The following is a 16,740-nucleotide window of genomic DNA, read 5'->3' as shown; positions in this document are numbered from 1 at the left end:
AAGGCTTCCTGATTATTGTTGTGCGTGCTGCTTTGCGCGCAGCCGTGCCTCGGCTTCGGCATCGCGTCGCGCCTGGCGGCGCCGCAACACCACGAATCCACCCGCCGCCAGCAGCATGAGCGCGACGACACCGAGCGCCTTCAGCAGCGAGGCCAGCGACACGCCGAACGAAGCCAGCCACCAGTCGAGGCCGCGCCACAGGCCCAGATGCCCGACGTAGTACGTGTGCTCGCCCACGAGCGCATCGACTTCGTTGCCGCGGATCGACACGAGGCTGCCCTGGATAGGCTGCTTGTCGTAGTTCGGCACGCCCAGCAGCGCCGCGACCGCATCCTTGAGACCATCGGGTTGATTGCTGACCAGCATGACCACGCTGCGGCCCTTTACCTTCGGCGATTCGAAACCCGCCAGCACGGCGCTCACGCCCGGCCCCGTCCAGGCGAGCGAGAGGCGCCCGGGAGCGGCGTCCAGACGCGGGTTGGCGTGGAACCACCCGCGCACGCGGCCCGGCAGATCCGAAAGCGAGAACTGCGCGCCGTGGTCGTACGCCGCAGGCATGTACTGCGCCCAGTCCTTGAGCCAGGCCTGATCGGCGCCCGACGCGATCACGAGCAGATCCTTCGCCGCAGGCATGGCGTCGATGCGCTGGCCACGCAGCACGGTGACACCGCGTGCCGGATAGCCGGTCGAGTCGCCCATGCGGCCCATCACGGCCAGATACGTGCTGTACTCCTGCGGCCCCGCATTGGCGCCGAGCACGACGTCCGTGTCGGACAAGTCGGCCATGCGCGTGAACGGGAAGCCCGCCTGGGCGAACGCGGCCAGGTTCGGCATCGCGATGTAGTGCGGGTACGTCGACAGATCGATCGTCGATTCGGGGTCGATCGCACCGCGCACGTTGTCGATGATGATGTCCCGGCACTCGCCCTGCTTGATGTAGTCGTACATGTAGCGGAACTGCAGCTGCGTGTTCGGCTGCAGGAGCGTTTCCAGCGGCACTTCCAGTTTCGCCTGACGCGGCAGGCTGCTGTCTGGCAGCACTTCCGCACGCAGCTTGTCGCCGCCTTCGAGGCGCTCGAGCGGCAGCAGCGGAATCGACTTCATGAACTGGTCGCTGACGCTGAACAGCAGCGACGAATTGACCATGTAAGGCTGCGGCGTGTAGCGGTAATGCAGGTCGATCGGCACGTTGGGCGCATGCCAGCCGAACAGGTCGGGCGGCACGCGCGTATTGATGCGGATGAGGTCCGGGCTGTAGCCCGACACGCTCAACTGCTTGGTGTCGATCAGTTCTCCGAACGACACGGGGCGATCGGTACGCAGCCAGCGCGGCGCGTCGTAGGGCTTGCGCGGCGCGAGATCGGCGAAATGCGTGATGAGCGCGCTCGAACCCGACAGCGTCTGGCTGCCCGTGACCAGCGCGTCGGCCGCCTGCTTGAGTTCCTTGCCGTCACGGCCCATGACGAGCAGCAGCTTGCCGTTGGGATCGTTCGGGTTGCTGACGATGGCGAGTGTCGGACCTTGCAGCGGCGCCCCCGCAAGCGCGGCCTGCTCCGTGCCTTCGACGATGACGACCGCGTTGCCTTGCGCGGGCACGGCGGAGAGCGACACCGGGAAGTCCGCGCCGCGGAAGCTTGCCAGCGCGCCGAACCACGACGACACGGCGCCTGCGGCCTCCAGTGCGGCTGTATCGGGATTGCCCGCGAACACGACCGGCAGGTTCAGCCGGCGGATGTCCTGGCCGTCGAAGAACGGCTTGGGCAGGCGCGCCAGATCGTTGGCCTGCGGCAGCGGCTGCGTGTCGATGCTCAGCGTGCTTTCGTTGCTGATGTTGGCCCACAGGCTCGAATGCAGCGGGTCCTCGCACTGCGTGGTGTAGTGGCCAATCAGTTGCAGACGCAACTTGCTGTTCGACGTGAACAGATACGCCGGCAGCGTGATCGTGCGCTGCAGGCTCGCGCCGGCCGTGTCCTTCGGCACCGCGATCGAGGCCGCCACCTGGTCGTTGACCAGCACGTTGATGTGGGAGAGATCGGGCAGCAGCGCCGGCGAATAGGCGTAGCGCAGATTCAGGCGCGCGCCGCTCACGACCTGATCGTCGCGCACGCCGACCGGCAGCGTATTGCTGCCGTCGACGCCGCGCAGATTGAGCGCGTATTGCGCACCCAGTTGCCGCAACGACCAGGTTACCGCCGAAGACGATGCCGCCGCCGCAGCAGCAGCGGGCTGCGCCTGCGCGTTGTTTGCGGCGTTGCCGCTTGCCGCGGCCTGGGCGTGCGCCGTCGAGACGAAGGCGCAGCCGAGCAGCAATGCCGGCAACGCCCGCAATACTGGCTGTACGGTCATGCAACGCGCGAGGCGTGCCCGGGAAATAGCAGGCCGTCTTTTAAACATGAGAACCTCGTCGTCCTTCTTCACGTTGCGATGTCTGGGGAATGTCCAGATTCAGGCGGCTCAGGGCGCGCCGATGCAGGAGTACGCCGCCGAGCAAGCCGATGAGCACGACGCTGACGAGCGTCGCCGCGAGCAGCAGCACGATGTGGCTCGCGAAGAACCACTCGATCGCGAGCCCAAGCGGCAAGGACCCGATGAAATAGCTCTGATCCTTGTTCAGCGTGGTGAGAATGCCGTCGTTCACGACCACGAGGCTGCCGCCGATCGTGTCGTCGACGCGGTAGTGGCGGGTCTGCAGTGCGTCCACGACGGCGCTGAGGCCGCCCGGCGTATTGCCCGATACGACCACCACGCTGCGGCCGTGCGCCAGCGGCGATTCGAGACCGGCCACCATGCCGTCGTGGTCGTCGCTGCGATAGAGCGCGGCGATGTCGGCTTCGCGCCTGGCTTGCGCCTGGCCGCCAGTCAGCTTGTCCCACCACCCGGCGAGCCAGTCGCCCGACGCCTGCGCCGGAGCGAAGTACCCACGCGGTAAATCGCTGCGCCACGCCTTGAGCAAGGGCTGGTTGTCGCCCGAAGCCAGCACGAGCAAGTCCTTTTTCCGCAGCGTTTCCACCTGGGCCGGATCGGCCACCGTCACGCCCAGCACCGGATAACCGGTGGCCTGGCCCATGCTGCCCATCAGCGTCAGATATGCTGAGTAGTCATCCGCGACCGGTTGCGTGGGCAGGATCACCGCGGTTTCCGAGAGATCGGCGAGGCGCGTGAACGGAAAGCCCGCGTTGGCGAACGCGCCCAGATCCGGCATGGCCGTGTAACGCGGCAAGTGCGAAATGTCGATCGTCGAAGTCGGATCGATGGCGCTCAGCAGCGGGCCACCAGGCACGTCCTGCCAGTGGTCCTTCGCCTTGACCGCCTCGTAGTGATAGTCGAATTGCAGCGTCGTCAACGGCGGCAGCAGATACGTCGGAATCCGGATCACGGCATGGCCGTCCGATGCGTCGCCCGGCAGCGGCAACGCCGCGATCGGCGTGTTGCCCGCCAGCACGTTCAGCGCCGAATGCGTCGACTCCGGGCGCGCCGTATAGCGATAACGCAGATTCAGCACCGCACCGCCGTTGTTGAATCCGAACAGGCCCGGCGGCAGGCGCAGGTCCACATCGATCGCGCCGGGCCGGAAACCCTGGAGCGTGAACCGGTCCGCCTGCAACAGTTCGCCCAGTTCCACCGGACGGTCACCCGGCAACCAGTTCGGCGCGTCAAAAGGCTTGCGCGGCGCGGCCGATACCGGACCGTCGATGCGGACCAGCGGGCCTGCAAGCGTCTTCGCACCCAGCACCAGTGCCGTTGCTGCCGTGCGTAGTTGCGGTTCGTCGCGGCCCGTGACCAGCAGCAACTTGCCGTTGGCGTCGTTGGGGTTCGGCACGATCGCCAGCGTCGGAGCGTCGACGGCGAGCGGAGCCAGGCCCAGGGTCGGCAACTCGTCGCGCAGCGCCAGCACGACGGCATGGCCATGTGCGGGCAACGTGCCGAGACTCGCGGCAAAGTGCGAGCCGCGATAGCCCGCCTGCGCGCCCAGCCACGAGGCCACGATGCCCGCGGATTCGAGGCGCCGCATACCCGGCACGCGCGGCAGGACGACGGGCAGGTTCACCCGGCGCACGTCGCGCGTGTCGACGAACGGCGCGGGCAGTTGCGACAGGTCGCTAGAGAGCGCCGCCGGGGCCACGGTCAGTTCGAGCGCGCTATTCGGGCCGGCTTTTAGCCACAGGTCGGGACTCAGCGGATCGTTGCCTTGATCGCTGGCTTTGCTATGGGCAATCAACTCGAGGTTGAGATGATTGAACTCGGCGAGCAGCGACACCGGCAAATCCACGCTCGCCTGCGTCGACGTGCGCGGCGCAGGTTCCGGCAACGCGATCGTCGCCCCTACCACGCTATTGAGCAGCACATTGAGGTGCGAGAGCGCGGGGAGCAAGGTGGGCGAATAGCGATAGTCGAGCATGAGCCGTGCGCTGACGACGCGCTCATCACGACGCAAACCGAAGTCCATACCGCCATAGGCGTCCTCGCCGAGCAACGTCAGCCCTTGCTCAGCGTGTTGCCGCAGTAGCGGGATGCGGTAGGTATAGGTCTCGCCAGAGTCGGTAGTGGTCTGCGGCTGCGCTGATGCGGGCGCTTCGGCCGTGACGACCTGCGACGCAAACGACGGCGCCGATGCGGCCGGCGCGCCGGGCGCACTCGCAGCCAGCGCAACGTTGGCGCCGATCGCAAGCACGGCGAGCACCGAACCCAGCCGCGGCGCCAACCGGCGCGTGCGCGTCAGGGCGCGCAAAGGCAACTGATTGACGGGTCTCACGATTGCTTCGATCCCAACTCGCTCGCCTGCGCCTCGGCCGAACGTGCGAGACGCTCGCGTGAGCCCATCAGCAGATGCCGGAACAACTCCTTCAGCCCGCGCACGCCGACACCGAGCACCTCGAACAGGCTACGCAACGGCCGGTCTCGACGATACCGGCCCCAGGAGGCAATCCAGCTGTCGGCGCGCGAGAACGTCACGCGCATCAGGTCGCGTTCCTGATCGATCGTCAGGGCCGGGAAACTCACGCCAACGGTGCGGCCGCGGCACACCTGGACTTCGGCGGGGAACTTGCCCTCGTAGTCGTCGCGGAACACCGAGACCATGACGCGCTCGCCACGCTGCGGCAGCGGCGCGCCCTCGGGCAGCACCAGTCCCAGACCGCCGTGCGAATAGTCGCTGGTCTGGCAGACGACGCGACACCCGTTGGCCAGACGGATGGCGGCCGGCAACTCGATCTGCACGCGCGGCGCGAGGCGCAGCTGCCTCGACTCGGACGCCACGCCTGCCGCCGCGCTCAGGTTCATGACGTTGTAGATCACCCAGACGAGGTTGAACAGGATACTCATCGCCTCGGGCCATCCGGGACTGCGGATCAGACCGACCACGCCCACTGCAAACCCGGCGAGGTTGATGATCAACAGGCCGATGTAGGGCCGCGCCATCGCCCAATCGAGGAACGACTGGCGGATCACCCCGCCCTTGGACGTCACGTTGAAGCCTCTAGTGCCCGGAAACAACACCGCCTGGAGCGAGGGCAGAATCACATACCACGCGAGCACCGTTTCGTAGACCTCGCTCCAGAACGAATGGCGGAAGCGGCCTTGAATGCGCGAAGCGCCGATGCTCGAAATCACGAGATGCGGCACGGCATAGGCGAGCACCATCAGCGCCGAGGCGTGAAAGACGTGCGCGCCGAAGAACAGATAGGCCATCGGCGTGATCAGGAACACGATGCGCGGCAAGCCGAAGAAGAAGTGCATCATCGCGCTGAGGTAGCACAGCCGTTGCGGCAGCGTCAGCCCCGAGATCAACAGCGGGTTGAACTGGCGGAAGATCTCCGCCATGCCGCGCGCCCAGCGAATACGCTGACCGATGTGGCGTCCCAGGCTTTCGGTAGCCAGACCCGCCGCCTGAGGAATGGCGAGATAGCCCGTGTTGTAGCCCTTCATGCTCATCTTGAGCGCGGTCAGCGCGTCTTCGGTGACGCTTTCGGTCGCCACGCCGCCCACCTCATTGAGCGCCGAGCGCCGCAATACCGCGCAGGAACCGCAGAAAAACGCGGCGTTCCAGAGATCGTTGCCGTTTTGCAGCACGCCATAGAACAGGTCGCCTTCGCTGGGCACCTTCCGGTAGGTTTCGAGGTTGCGCTCGAACGGATCGGGCGAATAGAACACGTGCGGCGTCTGCACCATGGCCATCTTCGGATCCTTGAGGAACCAGCCCATGCAGATCTGCAGAAACGAGCGCGTGGTCACGTGATCGCAGTCGAACACGGCGATGTACTCGCCGCTCGTCTTCGCCAGCGCCGCGTTGAGATTGCCCGCTTTGGCGTGCGTGTTGTCGGGCCGCGTCAGATAGTCCACGCCGGCCTGCTCGCAGAATGCCCGGAACTCGTCACGACGACCGTCGTCGAGCAGGTACACGCGCAACTTGTCGGCGGGCCAGTCGAGCAGCGTCGCCGCCAGCACCGACTGCCGCACCACTTCGAGCGGCTCGTTGTAGGTAGGGATGTAGACGTCCACCGTAGGCCAGGCCGACGTATCGGCCGGCAGCGGCGCAGGCCGGCGATGCAGTGGCCAGAGCGTCTGGAAGTAGCTGCACAACAGCATGAGCACCGCATAGCCTTCGGCCAGCAACAGCAGATAGCCGAAGGTCCGGTCGAGCGAGTTGGTGAAGGACAGGGTCTGCGTCACGCGCCAGTACAGGTAGCGCAACGACATGAACACCGACAGCGTCACCAGCGACACGGTGAGGACGCGGCCGCGAATGCGGCTCAGCGCGATCGCGACGCCCATGCACAGGATGGCGAACACCCACTGCTTCGACAAAGCCAGATGCACCGTCATGGCCGACGTGAACAACAGCACGGCCGCCAGCGTCACGAGCACGCGCAACCAGCGCGATGCGAGCAGCGACGCACCCGCTTGCAGCAGTTTGTCGTCCCAGTCACCGGCATCGTCACTTTGTCCCGCCCCGGCCGATTGTCGTTGCGGACGCATCGATTTCTGTTTGACGATCATGGCGCGCCACGCTGTGCAACATCGGCGCGAGGCGCATTGCGTTCCATGAGGCGCGCAAACACACTGCTCAGCGCTGCAGACTGCTGCACGGCGACGACAGGCTCGGGCGCGGGCTCGGGTTGAACGACGGGCGGTTCGGGTGCGGCCAGCTCAGCCGGGGGAGGTTCGGATGCGGCGGCAGGCGTGGCGCAAACCGCGTCGGGCGACGTGTCAGTCGTATCGGGCGTATCGCGCGTATCGGGTGCGTCGGTCGTAACGAGAGCATCGGCCGATTCAGTGGCGTCGCCATGCGCCAACGCCACTGGCGCGGGCGCAATAGGGTCCGGCTCCGCCGCGTTCAGCGTGGACCAGCGCCCACGCTGACCTTGCATCTGCTCCGCCCTCTCCACTTCGTGGTACTGCGATGGGCTTGCGTCCGCCACCTCGAAAAGATTCGCAATGTCCGATGCACTGCTCATGCCCCGACCCCGTAGTATTCGTTGTGCTGTCCATCAAAGCGCGTCTTGCGCGCAGCACGTTTTGTGTTTTTTTACTGACCTGCGGACCTGCTGACCTCTATTTACCGAACAGGAACACCATCGTTCCCGATGCATCCGCAGGACCTGCCGTGGTCATTCGCAACTGCGAATCGGCGCCCAGCTGATGCATCCACGCTTCATAAGCCCCTTCGAGGAACGCGCCGGCCCAGGCCACGTTCTCCGCGCCGAATACGGCCTTGAGCGGCGCGTTGTAATGCGTGAGCACCAGCCAGTCCTGAGCCTCACGTATCTCGACCTGGCCCCAGTCGAGTTCGCCCCACACCTGATTCATGGCCTCGCGCATCGCGTCCACGGTGCCCGCCTCTGCCAGCGCATATTGACGCGCGAATTGGCCGCCTGCGGCACGCATGAGCTGGGTCAAAAACCTGGGCGTCAGGTTCTGTGTCAACTCTTGCGTGAGGAACGACAGAAACGGACGCCATTGCGGTGCTGGCATGGAATTCATCACCTATTCATGCGCCCGGAAAGGAGACGCACAGGGTCAACAGAACTTGCAGAAGCGGCCATGATCACCATTCGAGCGGTGACCGGCGTTAAGCGCAGACGATCCTTGTGGGTGATTCAGGAAGAACGGCGGATCAACTGACGTGCGCGGCGGATTATACGTATTATTCTCGTCGCGTTTATTTTTTAATTTGTCTGCAGCACTCAATTTGTCACGTGTTCGCGACAAATTAAATGCGAAAACGTTTGCGCGCAAAAAGGGGCACGCAAATTTAACGCCGCATTACAGGACAACAGAAAAAGAAGCCGGGCTAGCCTCACGTCACTTCAACGCGCGGCACAGTTGGCGCGGGCGATTCCGTGCCCTTGCGATGACAATAATGCTGTAGCGAAGCGGTTCGTTTCGGGCTCCCCGAATACGAAACATGAATTCGGTCGTTTTCATTTTCTATTGTGAGCATCCAACCGGATGCGAACGCGCGGCCGAAAGAATAGCACCATCCAATGTACTGCTTAGCATTTTCGGCGAACGTGATTAAACCCACTGGATTCGCAAAATATTCCTTCTGAGTGTCATTTCCGCGAAATCGATCATGAGCAAACGTTTGCAGTTCATTTCCTGGGCTGTATGGCTGCCGCCGCGATAACTGCGCCGGCGAACGCGCACGCAGCAGACACGATGGCGACGGCGCGCAGCGCGTCGATCATGGCGTCCGCCTCCGCGCGTGCAACCCGTGTCCCGTGCGGCGTGCCGGCGCCGTCCGGTGCGCTTCCGCTTTGCTCATCCGGCTCCAGCAGTCGCCCCGTCTGGCGTGCGTCGACCGGCACGTGCAACGCATCGAGGCGCGCCGATAGCGCCGCCTGATGCGACCACACGAACACGATGCCGAGCACCGCAACCGCCAGCAGGCTCGCCACGCGCGCAACGGCGTTGTTGATGCCGGACGCGACGCCGGTGCGCTCGCTCGACACCGCGCCCATCACGGTCGTGGTGAGCGGCGCGACGGTGATCGTCATGCCGAGCCCGAGCACCGCGAGCGCGGGGAAGAATCCGGTCCAATAGCTGCCGCGCACGAACGGCAGAGCCAATAGCGTGAACCCGATACCGGCGACGCCCGGGCCAACGGTCAACAGCGCGCGTGAGCCAAAGCGGCTCGTCAGTCCACCGGTGAAGCGAGATAGCAAACCGATGATGACGGGCACCGGCAACAGCGCCGCGCCCGCTTCGGTCGCGGTGTAGCCATGCGCGCGGATCAGCGTGAACGGCAGGAAGAAGAATGCGCCGCCGAGCCCGAAGTAAAGCAGCAGCGTGACGAGGTTCGCGCCCGTGAAATCGCGTGAACGGAACAGATCGAGTGGCATCATGGGGTTGGCGCTGCGTGCCTCGATCATCACAAATGCGGCGAGCACGAGCACGCCGGCGCCGATTGCGCCCAGTACGAACGGATGCTGGAAGCCTCGCGCCGACGCCTGGGTCAGGCCGAAAGCAAGGCCGGCGAGTCCCCCTGCCGCGGCCAGCGCGCCGGGCCAGTCGAGCTTTCCGGGCGCATCGAGCCTGTGGCTGTTGGGCACCGATGAAACGGCGAGCGCGATCGTTATCGCGGCGAGCGGGACGTTCAGGAAAAAAATCGCGCGCCAGGAAAATGCATCGACGAGCCAGCCGCCCGCCACGGGCCCCACCGCGGACGTGATCGCGCCAACGCCCGCCCAGGTGCCGATCGCTCTTCCACGCGCTTCGCCGTCGAACACCGCGCCGATGATCGCGAGGCTGCTGGGTACGAGCAGCGCCGCGCCGATGCCTTGAACCGCGCGCGCGGCGATCAGCGTAGCCGCATTCGGCGCCAGGCCGCAAGCCGCCGACGCCAGCGTAAACAGCGCGATGCCCGCGATGAACACCGTGCGCCGGCCGAGCTTGTCCCCCATCGCCCCGCCGACCAGCACGAGCGAGCCGAGAAAAAGCAGATACGCGTTGACGACCCATTGCATCGCCGCGACGCTCGCACCGAGTTCGCTCTGAATGGACGGCAGTGCGACATTGACGACGGAGCCGTCGATGAACGCCATGCTCGAACCCAGGATCGTCGCAGCGAGCGCGAGGCGCTTGCGCCGGCACGGCCGGTCGACTGTGGTGGGCTGCGTGCGGATAACGAGCTCATCGCACGGACTCGCCTGCGCGGCGACGACATGCGCGCCCCTGCGCTCGCTTTCAATGAGATCCGGGTTGGCCAAGGTCGCTCCCGTGTGGATCGGTGGTGACTAGAGTCTGTTGATGCCAGGGGCGCCAGTCAACCCGGGAGAGCGCATATCCGCCGGCCACGGATCACCGTGCGGACGCAATCCGGATCAGGCTGGTATATATCGATCTGCCGGCCACAGCGCTGCGCCGTCCCCCATTTCGCCACACGCTTGTGCGCGCCCGCGCGAATGGCCTGGATCCTTCATGACGCGCCCTTACTCATCACGCATGTCGCGTTGCCCGCAGCTAGCCAGTGTGTTGGCCCTCCTCGTAGCCGCGCTGCTGTCCGGCTGCGCGATGGTGCGCGTGAACTCGCTCGGCCCGCAGCAGTACTTTGCCATGCGTCGCGGGGATATTCTCTCGACCGGCGAATTGAGCGCAGCGACACAAGCCACATTGCGGGTTGCCGCCCTGGACGCAAGTTCGTGCCGGAGTGCACAACAAGCGTGCATCGATACGATCGCAACCGTCGGCGGACTCAGTACCGCACAGCGCCTTGCCTGCCTCGCCGAGTTATCGCTCCAGATGGCGCTCGAGCAAACGCCGCGCGCCGGCACCCCCTGGACCGACGCGCAATTCGATTCGTGGCTCAAGACAGCGCGATACGCGTACGCGTTTCTGTTCCTCGGCCAGCGCACGGCTGGCGAACGGGCATTCGAGGACCGCCAGACGCAGGTTCGCGACTACTACAACTATGCGGTACAGGAGCTTGCCGGCGCGCTGTTTCTGCGCGGCACCGCAGAGACAAACACCGGTAATCGCGATCCGCAAAGGCAGTTCATAGCAGGCTGGACCATTCATATCGACCTGAGCGAGGTCCGGCTGCCCGAGGGCGTACGCGAACTCAGCGAAGTCATTCCCGCCTCGGGACTGTCGTTCGCGGGACTGCACAATACCTATCGCCGTGACGGCCTGGGTGCGGATCTGGTTGCGGTCACGCAGCCCGCCCAGCCCGACCCGGAGAGCACGACGACGAACAGCGCAGCGACAACGGCTGGAAACGATGCGAATGCAAACGCAGGCGCAAGCTTCTGGCTCGCGCCCGGCTCGCGCCCGTTCAATGAAATGCCTTCGCCGAACGTCACCGCACTGCTGCTGTTTGGCAACGGCACGCTCGAGCAACTGCTCGCTTCGCACGACGTGGTGTTCTCCGCCTACGATCCGTATCGGGTAGAGAGCGTAGAGATCAATGGCGAGACTGTGCCGCTCGCGGCCAACTTCAGTGCGGGCTACGGCATCTGGCTTGCCCGCTCCGGCTTTGCCAGGCAGTCCTTGCGTTCGCTGCTCGGCCGCACGAGAGGCATCGATCGTCCGCGCATTTACATGATGCAACCGTTCGATCCGGACCGGCGCATCGTTCTGATGCTGCACGGATTGGCCAGCAGTCCCGAGGCATGGGTCAACGTGGCGAACGATATTCAGGGTGACGAAATGCTTCGCCAGCATTTCCAGGTCTGGCAGGTCTACTATCCGACCAACGTGCCCATTCTCGTGAACCTCGCGAGGATAAGGCAGGCGGTGCAACTGACGCTCGCGCATTTCGATCCCGCAGGCGAGTTGCCGGCGTCGAACGGCATGGTGCTGATCGGGCACAGCATGGGCGGTGTGCTCGCGCGGTTGCTCGTCTCGTCCTCCGACGATGTTCTGTGGGTAACCGTCCAGAACAAGTACCTGCCCGAAGGGGTCGACATTGTGCGCGAGGATGAGCGGCTCAATCGTCTGCTGCGCTTTACGCCGATGCCGCAGGTCGAGCGCGCGATCTTCATCGCCACGCCGCACCGCGGCACGCCGTTCGCGAGCAATCGCCTGTCTCGCTGGGTTGCAAACCTGGTGCGCTTGCCGCTTGCGCTGCTGAAGGAATTCGACGAGATGCTGCAGAGCGCCACCAATGCGGATAGCAACCAGCGGGTGGGAAAGACCATCATGGTTCCCAACAGCATCGAGCAGTTGCGGGAGACCGATCCGATCATCCAGTCGATTTCACGACTGCCGATCAGCCCAACCGTGTGTTTTCACTCGATCATTGCGCGGCGCCGTGAGACGGGCCCGCTCGAAGATTCCGATGATGGGGTCGTCCCCTATCGCAGCGCGCACCTCGATGGCGCGCTCTCCGAAAAGGTGATCGTTTCGGGCCATAGCGTTCAGGAAACGCCTGAGGCGATTTTCGAAATCCGCCGCATTCTGCACGAGGATATCGAAGTGTTTGATAACCATGGCGCCCACGAAGGCGCTTGCGGTAGGCCAGAGGCGCTACATGAGACGCAGTGAATGACGCCTTGGTCTAGTCCGCCGCCATGCGCTTTCGCGCGCTCATAAAAGGTCCGGTCGGCTGGCGCGCCGGCGCGAAGCGATCGAAGCCCACGGGGGCGGGCATGTCGATATAAACCGCCTCCATTCCCTGCCGGCTATAGCTTTCATGCCAGAAGCCCGCGCCGCCGCTGTCGCGCAGAAACTCGCCCCACCAGCGCGAATGCGGCGCGCTGCGGGTAAAGGCTTCGAGGCTTTCGAGGTCGCGCCAATACTGGCGGATCCCCACATGGTTCAGGGCGAAAAGGAACTGCTCGCTGGAGAGCAATCCTTCAGGCGGGTTCAACTCGATTTGCCGCAGCCCTTTGCCGATCCCGAACAAGGTCGCGATCCCCCGCAGCCTTCGCACGCGAAAACCCAGGAGGATGACCACAAGATTCGGATAGGCGCTGAGATCGACGGACTTTCGGGTAACGGCGGCTTGCATGATGGCTCCCGGTTGTTTACGCTGTAAGCATAGTCCCGAATGATTACAGTGTAAACAACGAATGAGCGATTCGAATCTGTCCCTCCGCGACCGTCTGGTCGATTGCGCGCTGGCCTTGCTCGAACAGGGCGAAAGCGACGTCAGCCTGCGTGCGGTTGCGCGGGCCGCCGGCGTTTCGGCGATGGCGCCCTATCGCCATTTCGAGGACAAGGCGGCGCTGATGGGCGCCGTCGCGCTCAAGGGCTTTGCCATGCTGGAGGCAGGCGCCGCGCGCGCCAACGAGGCGGACGACACGCGCGAAGCGCTCGAAGCGCAGGGCGTGGCCTACGTTGGCTTCGCCCGCGCGCATCCTGCGCTGTTCCGGCTGATGTTCGCGGACGGGGCAGGACTCGCCTTGCCCCATGAGGATTGCCGGGGCGCTTATACGCTGATGGCACGCAACGTGGCGGAGCTGGCGCCGCATTGCGTCGAGGCGGGGGTGCTCGCCTGCTGGGGACTGGTTCACGGTCTGGCGACGCTGGCGCTCGATGGAAGAATTCCGGCCGATCCGGCCAGTGAGCGTGCGGCGATAGCGCTGATAACCTACGCGCTCAAGGCCGCGCCGCCCGCCCTCGCCGGTTCCTGAGGCGACATTCGCAGCACGCGCATTCCCTCTCGCGCGTACGATTGCCGGCAACGCGATGACGACGAGAGAGGAGCCATGGCGACAGAGGAATCCACGAGCGGCGTGCAGCAGTCCGGCCCCAAAGTCGCGCTTGCCCTGCAAGGCGGTGGCTCGCACGGCGCCTTCACGTGGGGCGTGCTCGATCGATTGCTGGAATCGACTTCGCAAGGCACGCCGTTCAGTGTCGAGGCGATCAGCGGCGCGAGCGCGGGCGGCATCAACGCGACGCTCTGCGCGGCGGGCCTGGCCAACGGCGGCGCAGCGAAAGCGCGTGAGATGCTGCGCACCTTCTGGGAAGCGGTATCGCGCGCCGGGGAGCAGGCCGGCAATCCGCTCTTCGGCTTTTCCGATCCAGGGCCTTTTGGCCGCTGGAATATCGACTGGAGTCCCGGCGCGATTTTCACGGAGATCGTGGGACTCGTGGCTTCGCCTTACAACAACCCCTTTTATCGCGATCCGCTCGGCCCGATAATCCGTTCCGCGCTTCCGGAGACCGATCTCTCTACGCTCAATGCGAAGAGCGGCGGCCCGCAGATTTTCATCGGCGCGACCAATGTGCGAACCAACGAACGCACCATCTTTACGCAGCCCGAAATTAGCGTCGATGTACTGCGCGCTTCAGCGTGCCTGCCAAGCGAATTCCGCACCGTGAACATCCACGGCGTGCCGTACTGGGATGGCGGCTATCTGGGCAATCCGCCTTTGGCGCCGTTGATCGCTCATGCCCAGGACCTGATCCTGATCCTCGTGAATCCGTTCGTGCGCCACGACATGCCGCCGAAAAATGCGCGCGGTATTCTGGACCGGCTCAACGAAATCGGTTTCAATGCTTCCGTCGTGCTGGAGGTCAACGCGATCGAAGCGGTCAACCGCGTGCTCGACTCGATTGGCGAGGAAGCCGCGAGCAAAAGCCGCTTCAAGACCGTCAGGTTTCACCTCATTCGCGACGACGACTTTCTCGCAAAATTCGGCTTCGTCTCCAAGAGCAGCACGTCCTGGTCATTGCTCAAAACGCTGTTCGACCGTGGACGCGAGGTGGCGGATGCCTGGATCAAGAATAACTACGCGAATCTCGGGCAGGCGTCATCGCTGAACGTCAAGGATGCGTTGCTCGATCCGACGCTCAAGCAAGGCAGCGGGACGCAAGCGCAGTAAAACATGTGGCGTGACGTTCACCTTGAGGGAGCAGGTCAGTGCCGTTCGAATATATCGACGTCGAAACAGCCGTCCAGCGCGATGGCTTGCGCATGGTCGTGGTTGGTGGAGTACCGAGTCCGTGGAGCGAAGCCGCCAAGGGCATCCTGCACATCAAGGGTATCGCGTGGGCTGCCGTGCGGCTCGCCTACGACAACGAGACACTGAAACAGTGGGCTGTGGAGTTGAGTGCGCCCGTCCTCATGGTCGGGCAGGAGCGACCGCGTCGCGGATGGGCGGATATTCTGCTGCTCGCCGAGCGGTTGGTGCCCACGCCTTCGTTGTTGCCGGAGGACCCCGCACAGCGCGCACTGGCTTTCGGCCTCGCGCATGAACTGTGCGGTGAGAGCGGTTTGGGGTGGTCGCGCCGTCTGCAACTGATTCATGCGGGTTTGCACAATAGCGGTGGCTTTCCCGAGCGGGTCGCGAAATATCTGGGCAAGAAATACGGACACAGCCCGGAGGCCGGTGCGGCTGCGGCCAAGCGTGCGACGGCGGTGCTGGGGATGCTGACTGCACGTTTAAAAGCGCAGCGCGAGGCAGGCTCTCCGTATTACATCGGCGATTCAGTGACCGTGGTCGATGTTTACAGTGCCAGTGTCCTCGCGCTCTTCCGCCCGCTGCCGCACGACGTGTGTCCGATGGACGCGGGCGTGAGGACCGCTTTCGAAACACGGGACCCGGAGACCGACGCGGCATTGGACCCCATCTTGCTCGAGCATCGCGATCTGATGTACGCGCGACATCTTGCATTGCCGCTATCGCTGTAGATGAACGGAGCAAAACCAGGTGAACACAGAATTTGCCAGACTTCCCGTCTACTTCTATGGCTACGACGACATAGAAACGTTTTGCCTGTCTAAACGAGAGCAACTGATTCAGGAAAACATAGGTTTGATACTCGGCATCTTGCGCGGAGGCGCCATACCGGCCCTGATGCTCTCACAGATGTTAGGCCTGCCCGTCGACTTCGTACACTACGATCGTCGGGAAGCCAAGGCTGAAATCAACAACAAGAAAGCGTTTGATCTTGTCGATGCCTGCGTCAAGGAAGGCAAGAGAATCTTGCTGGTGGACGATGTTGCTGGCGTTGGATATACGCTGGCCAACTGCTACGAGTATTTGCTTTCTTTTGTTAAAGACGAGTCTTTGATCAGGGTGCTGACGCTGGTTCACCATGTCGACAGTAGAACGGAGGCGGACCACTTCAAAGACTGTTCTTCAGTTCGCGCAGTATTGCCGTGGGAGCGGTATGTCACCAGCCGCCAGTGCCTCGATGATTTTGTGAAGGCGGAAGCGGCGCTGCTGGAAGATCAGCGTTATAAGAAGACGGTGGCCGTGGACGATTCTGCCTACCCATTGAACTTGAAGCATGAATGGAGGGTGGATTACCACGTGGAATTCAAGGGCGACCACCACTCACTGTTGGACACCATCAAAGCCGTCGGACCAGAGGAAATTTACTGCAACAACGACTCCCTGATAGGCCTCATTCTGAATGAATTTCCGTTTTCCATAATGTATAAAACAATTAACAATAAGCGATACAGAATAAGCGCGTTCGATCAATGACTGATTCGGCGCTCGCCCTCTTCAATCACCCAATTATGCGTAGCGGCACGTTGTAAGCAAACCGATGCTTGCACCGCTACGAACGATTGCGATCCTCTCCGATCAGTGCAAACGCTGAGGGCGCGGGAAGTGTGAGCTATCGAACATAAGCAAGTATGGCGTCAGCGCTAGCCTTTACTTCGCATTCCAAATGAAGGTCGCGCTGAGCCCTTTCCCCTTCCAGACCCCACTATAACGACGGCCTGCGCGGCAGCTCCGCGCATCCCAGCGCGCCCCTCAACTTGCACGCGACGGCATCACCGGGCCACCCAAGTGGCACGCCATCGATGCCACGCTCGCTTGACTGCTCGAGCAACGGCCC

Annotated in this window: 12 protein-coding genes; 5 read left to right on the top strand and 7 right to left on the bottom strand. The window is 63.7% G+C overall.

The genetic code is table 11. From position 1 onward, the window contains the following. Positions 1-12: 12 nt before the first annotated feature. The 6 genes from bcsB (E1N52_RS17725) to E1N52_RS17700 all read right to left on the bottom strand — a co-directional run bounded on the left by bcsB (E1N52_RS17725) (position 13) and on the right by E1N52_RS17700 (position 10,208). Entirely contained in the window at positions 13-2,346 is a 2,334-nt protein-coding gene (gene bcsB / locus E1N52_RS17725) for a cellulose biosynthesis cyclic di-GMP-binding regulatory protein BcsB (protein WP_133184056.1), read from the bottom strand. Positions 2,347-2,386: 40 nt separating this feature from the next. Next, positions 2,387-4,753, bottom strand: coding sequence for a cellulose biosynthesis cyclic di-GMP-binding regulatory protein BcsB (bcsB, locus tag E1N52_RS17720; RefSeq protein WP_165979405.1), 2,367 nt, complete (start codon positions 4,751-4,753; stop codon positions 2,387-2,389). Next, entirely contained in the window at positions 4,750-6,975 is a 2,226-nt protein-coding gene (bcsA, locus tag E1N52_RS17715) for a UDP-forming cellulose synthase catalytic subunit (RefSeq protein ID WP_133184054.1), read from the bottom strand. The genes bcsB (E1N52_RS17720) and bcsA overlap by 4 nt, the downstream gene beginning before the upstream one ends. A 17-nt stretch (positions 6,976-6,992) precedes the next feature. After that, a complete protein-coding gene (gene bcsR / locus E1N52_RS17710; RefSeq protein WP_133184053.1) occupies positions 6,993-7,454 on the bottom strand; it encodes a BcsR/BcsP family cellulose biosynthesis protein in 462 nt (153 codons plus the stop codon). A 97-nt stretch (positions 7,455-7,551) separates the two neighbouring features. Continuing rightward, positions 7,552-7,971 carry a cellulose biosynthesis protein BcsD gene (gene bcsD, locus E1N52_RS17705; protein ID WP_246089108.1) on the bottom strand — a complete coding sequence of 140 codons (420 nt, stop codon included), beginning with the start codon at positions 7,969-7,971 and terminating at the stop codon, positions 7,552-7,554. Between the two features lie 620 nt (positions 7,972-8,591). Further along, positions 8,592-10,208 (bottom strand): MFS transporter, encoded by a 1,617-nt coding sequence (locus E1N52_RS17700; protein ID WP_133184051.1) that lies wholly within the window; start codon positions 10,206-10,208, stop codon positions 8,592-8,594. Positions 10,209-10,470: 262 nt separating this feature from the next. Here E1N52_RS17700 and E1N52_RS17695 point away from each other — a divergent pair, with 262 nt between their 5' ends. Continuing rightward, on the top strand, positions 10,471-12,483 hold the full coding sequence (locus E1N52_RS17695) for an esterase/lipase family protein (protein ID WP_342777869.1): 2,013 nt from the start codon (positions 10,471-10,473) through the stop codon (positions 12,481-12,483). 13 nt (positions 12,484-12,496) lie between these two features. Here E1N52_RS17695 and E1N52_RS17690 read toward each other — a convergent pair whose 3' ends face one another. Then, entirely contained in the window at positions 12,497-12,949 is a 453-nt protein-coding gene (locus E1N52_RS17690; protein ID WP_133184050.1) for a monooxygenase family protein, read from the bottom strand. A 61-nt stretch (positions 12,950-13,010) separates the two neighbouring features. On the opposite strand from E1N52_RS17690, the gene E1N52_RS17685 reads away from it, so the two are divergent. From E1N52_RS17685 to E1N52_RS17670, 4 genes are all read left to right on the top strand, one after another. Beyond that, a complete protein-coding gene (locus E1N52_RS17685; protein ID WP_133184049.1) occupies positions 13,011-13,574 on the top strand; it encodes a TetR/AcrR family transcriptional regulator in 564 nt (187 codons plus the stop codon). A gap of 75 nt (positions 13,575-13,649) precedes the next feature. Continuing rightward, complete coding sequence (locus E1N52_RS17680; protein ID WP_133184048.1) at positions 13,650-14,768, top strand: patatin-like phospholipase family protein; 1,119 nt, start codon at positions 13,650-13,652, stop codon at positions 14,766-14,768. 38 nt (positions 14,769-14,806) lie between these two features. Continuing rightward, the gene (locus E1N52_RS17675; RefSeq protein WP_133184047.1) at positions 14,807-15,577 is read left to right on the top strand and encodes a glutathione S-transferase family protein; all 771 of its coding nucleotides are present in this window, start codon (positions 14,807-14,809) and stop codon (positions 15,575-15,577) included. 19 nt (positions 15,578-15,596) lie between these two features. Further along, the gene (locus E1N52_RS17670) at positions 15,597-16,379 is read left to right on the top strand and encodes a phosphoribosyltransferase (protein WP_133184046.1); all 783 of its coding nucleotides are present in this window, start codon (positions 15,597-15,599) and stop codon (positions 16,377-16,379) included. The last annotated feature ends 361 nt before the right edge of the window (positions 16,380-16,740 follow it).

This window comes from Paraburkholderia guartelaensis, from assembly GCF_004353905.1.
In the GTDB taxonomy this organism is placed as follows: Bacteria; Pseudomonadota; Gammaproteobacteria; order Burkholderiales; family Burkholderiaceae; genus Paraburkholderia; species Paraburkholderia guartelaensis.
The sequence above is the reverse complement of the archived record's forward strand: the minus strand, read 5'-3'. Positions and strand labels throughout refer to the sequence as shown.

Excerpts from the sequence above, each read along its gene's own strand:
- bcsD (WP_246089108.1), bottom strand. The coding sequence starts at position 7,971 with ATGCCAGCACCGCAATGGCGTCCGTTTCTGTCGTTCCTCACGCAAGAG.
- E1N52_RS17690 (WP_133184050.1), bottom strand. The coding sequence starts at position 12,949 with ATGCAAGCCGCCGTTACCCGAAAGTCCGTCGATCTCAGCGCCTATCCG.
- bcsR (WP_133184053.1), bottom strand. The coding sequence starts at position 7,454 with ATGAGCAGTGCATCGGACATTGCGAATCTTTTCGAGGTGGCGGACGCA.
- bcsA (WP_133184054.1), bottom strand. The coding sequence starts at position 6,975 with ATGCGTCCGCAACGACAATCGGCCGGGGCGGGACAAAGTGACGATGCC.
- E1N52_RS17680 (WP_133184048.1), top strand. The coding sequence starts at position 13,650 with ATGGCGACAGAGGAATCCACGAGCGGCGTGCAGCAGTCCGGCCCCAAA.
- E1N52_RS17685 (WP_133184049.1), top strand. The coding sequence starts at position 13,011 with ATGAGCGATTCGAATCTGTCCCTCCGCGACCGTCTGGTCGATTGCGCG.
- bcsB (WP_133184056.1), bottom strand. The coding sequence starts at position 2,346 with ATGACCGTACAGCCAGTATTGCGGGCGTTGCCGGCATTGCTGCTCGGC.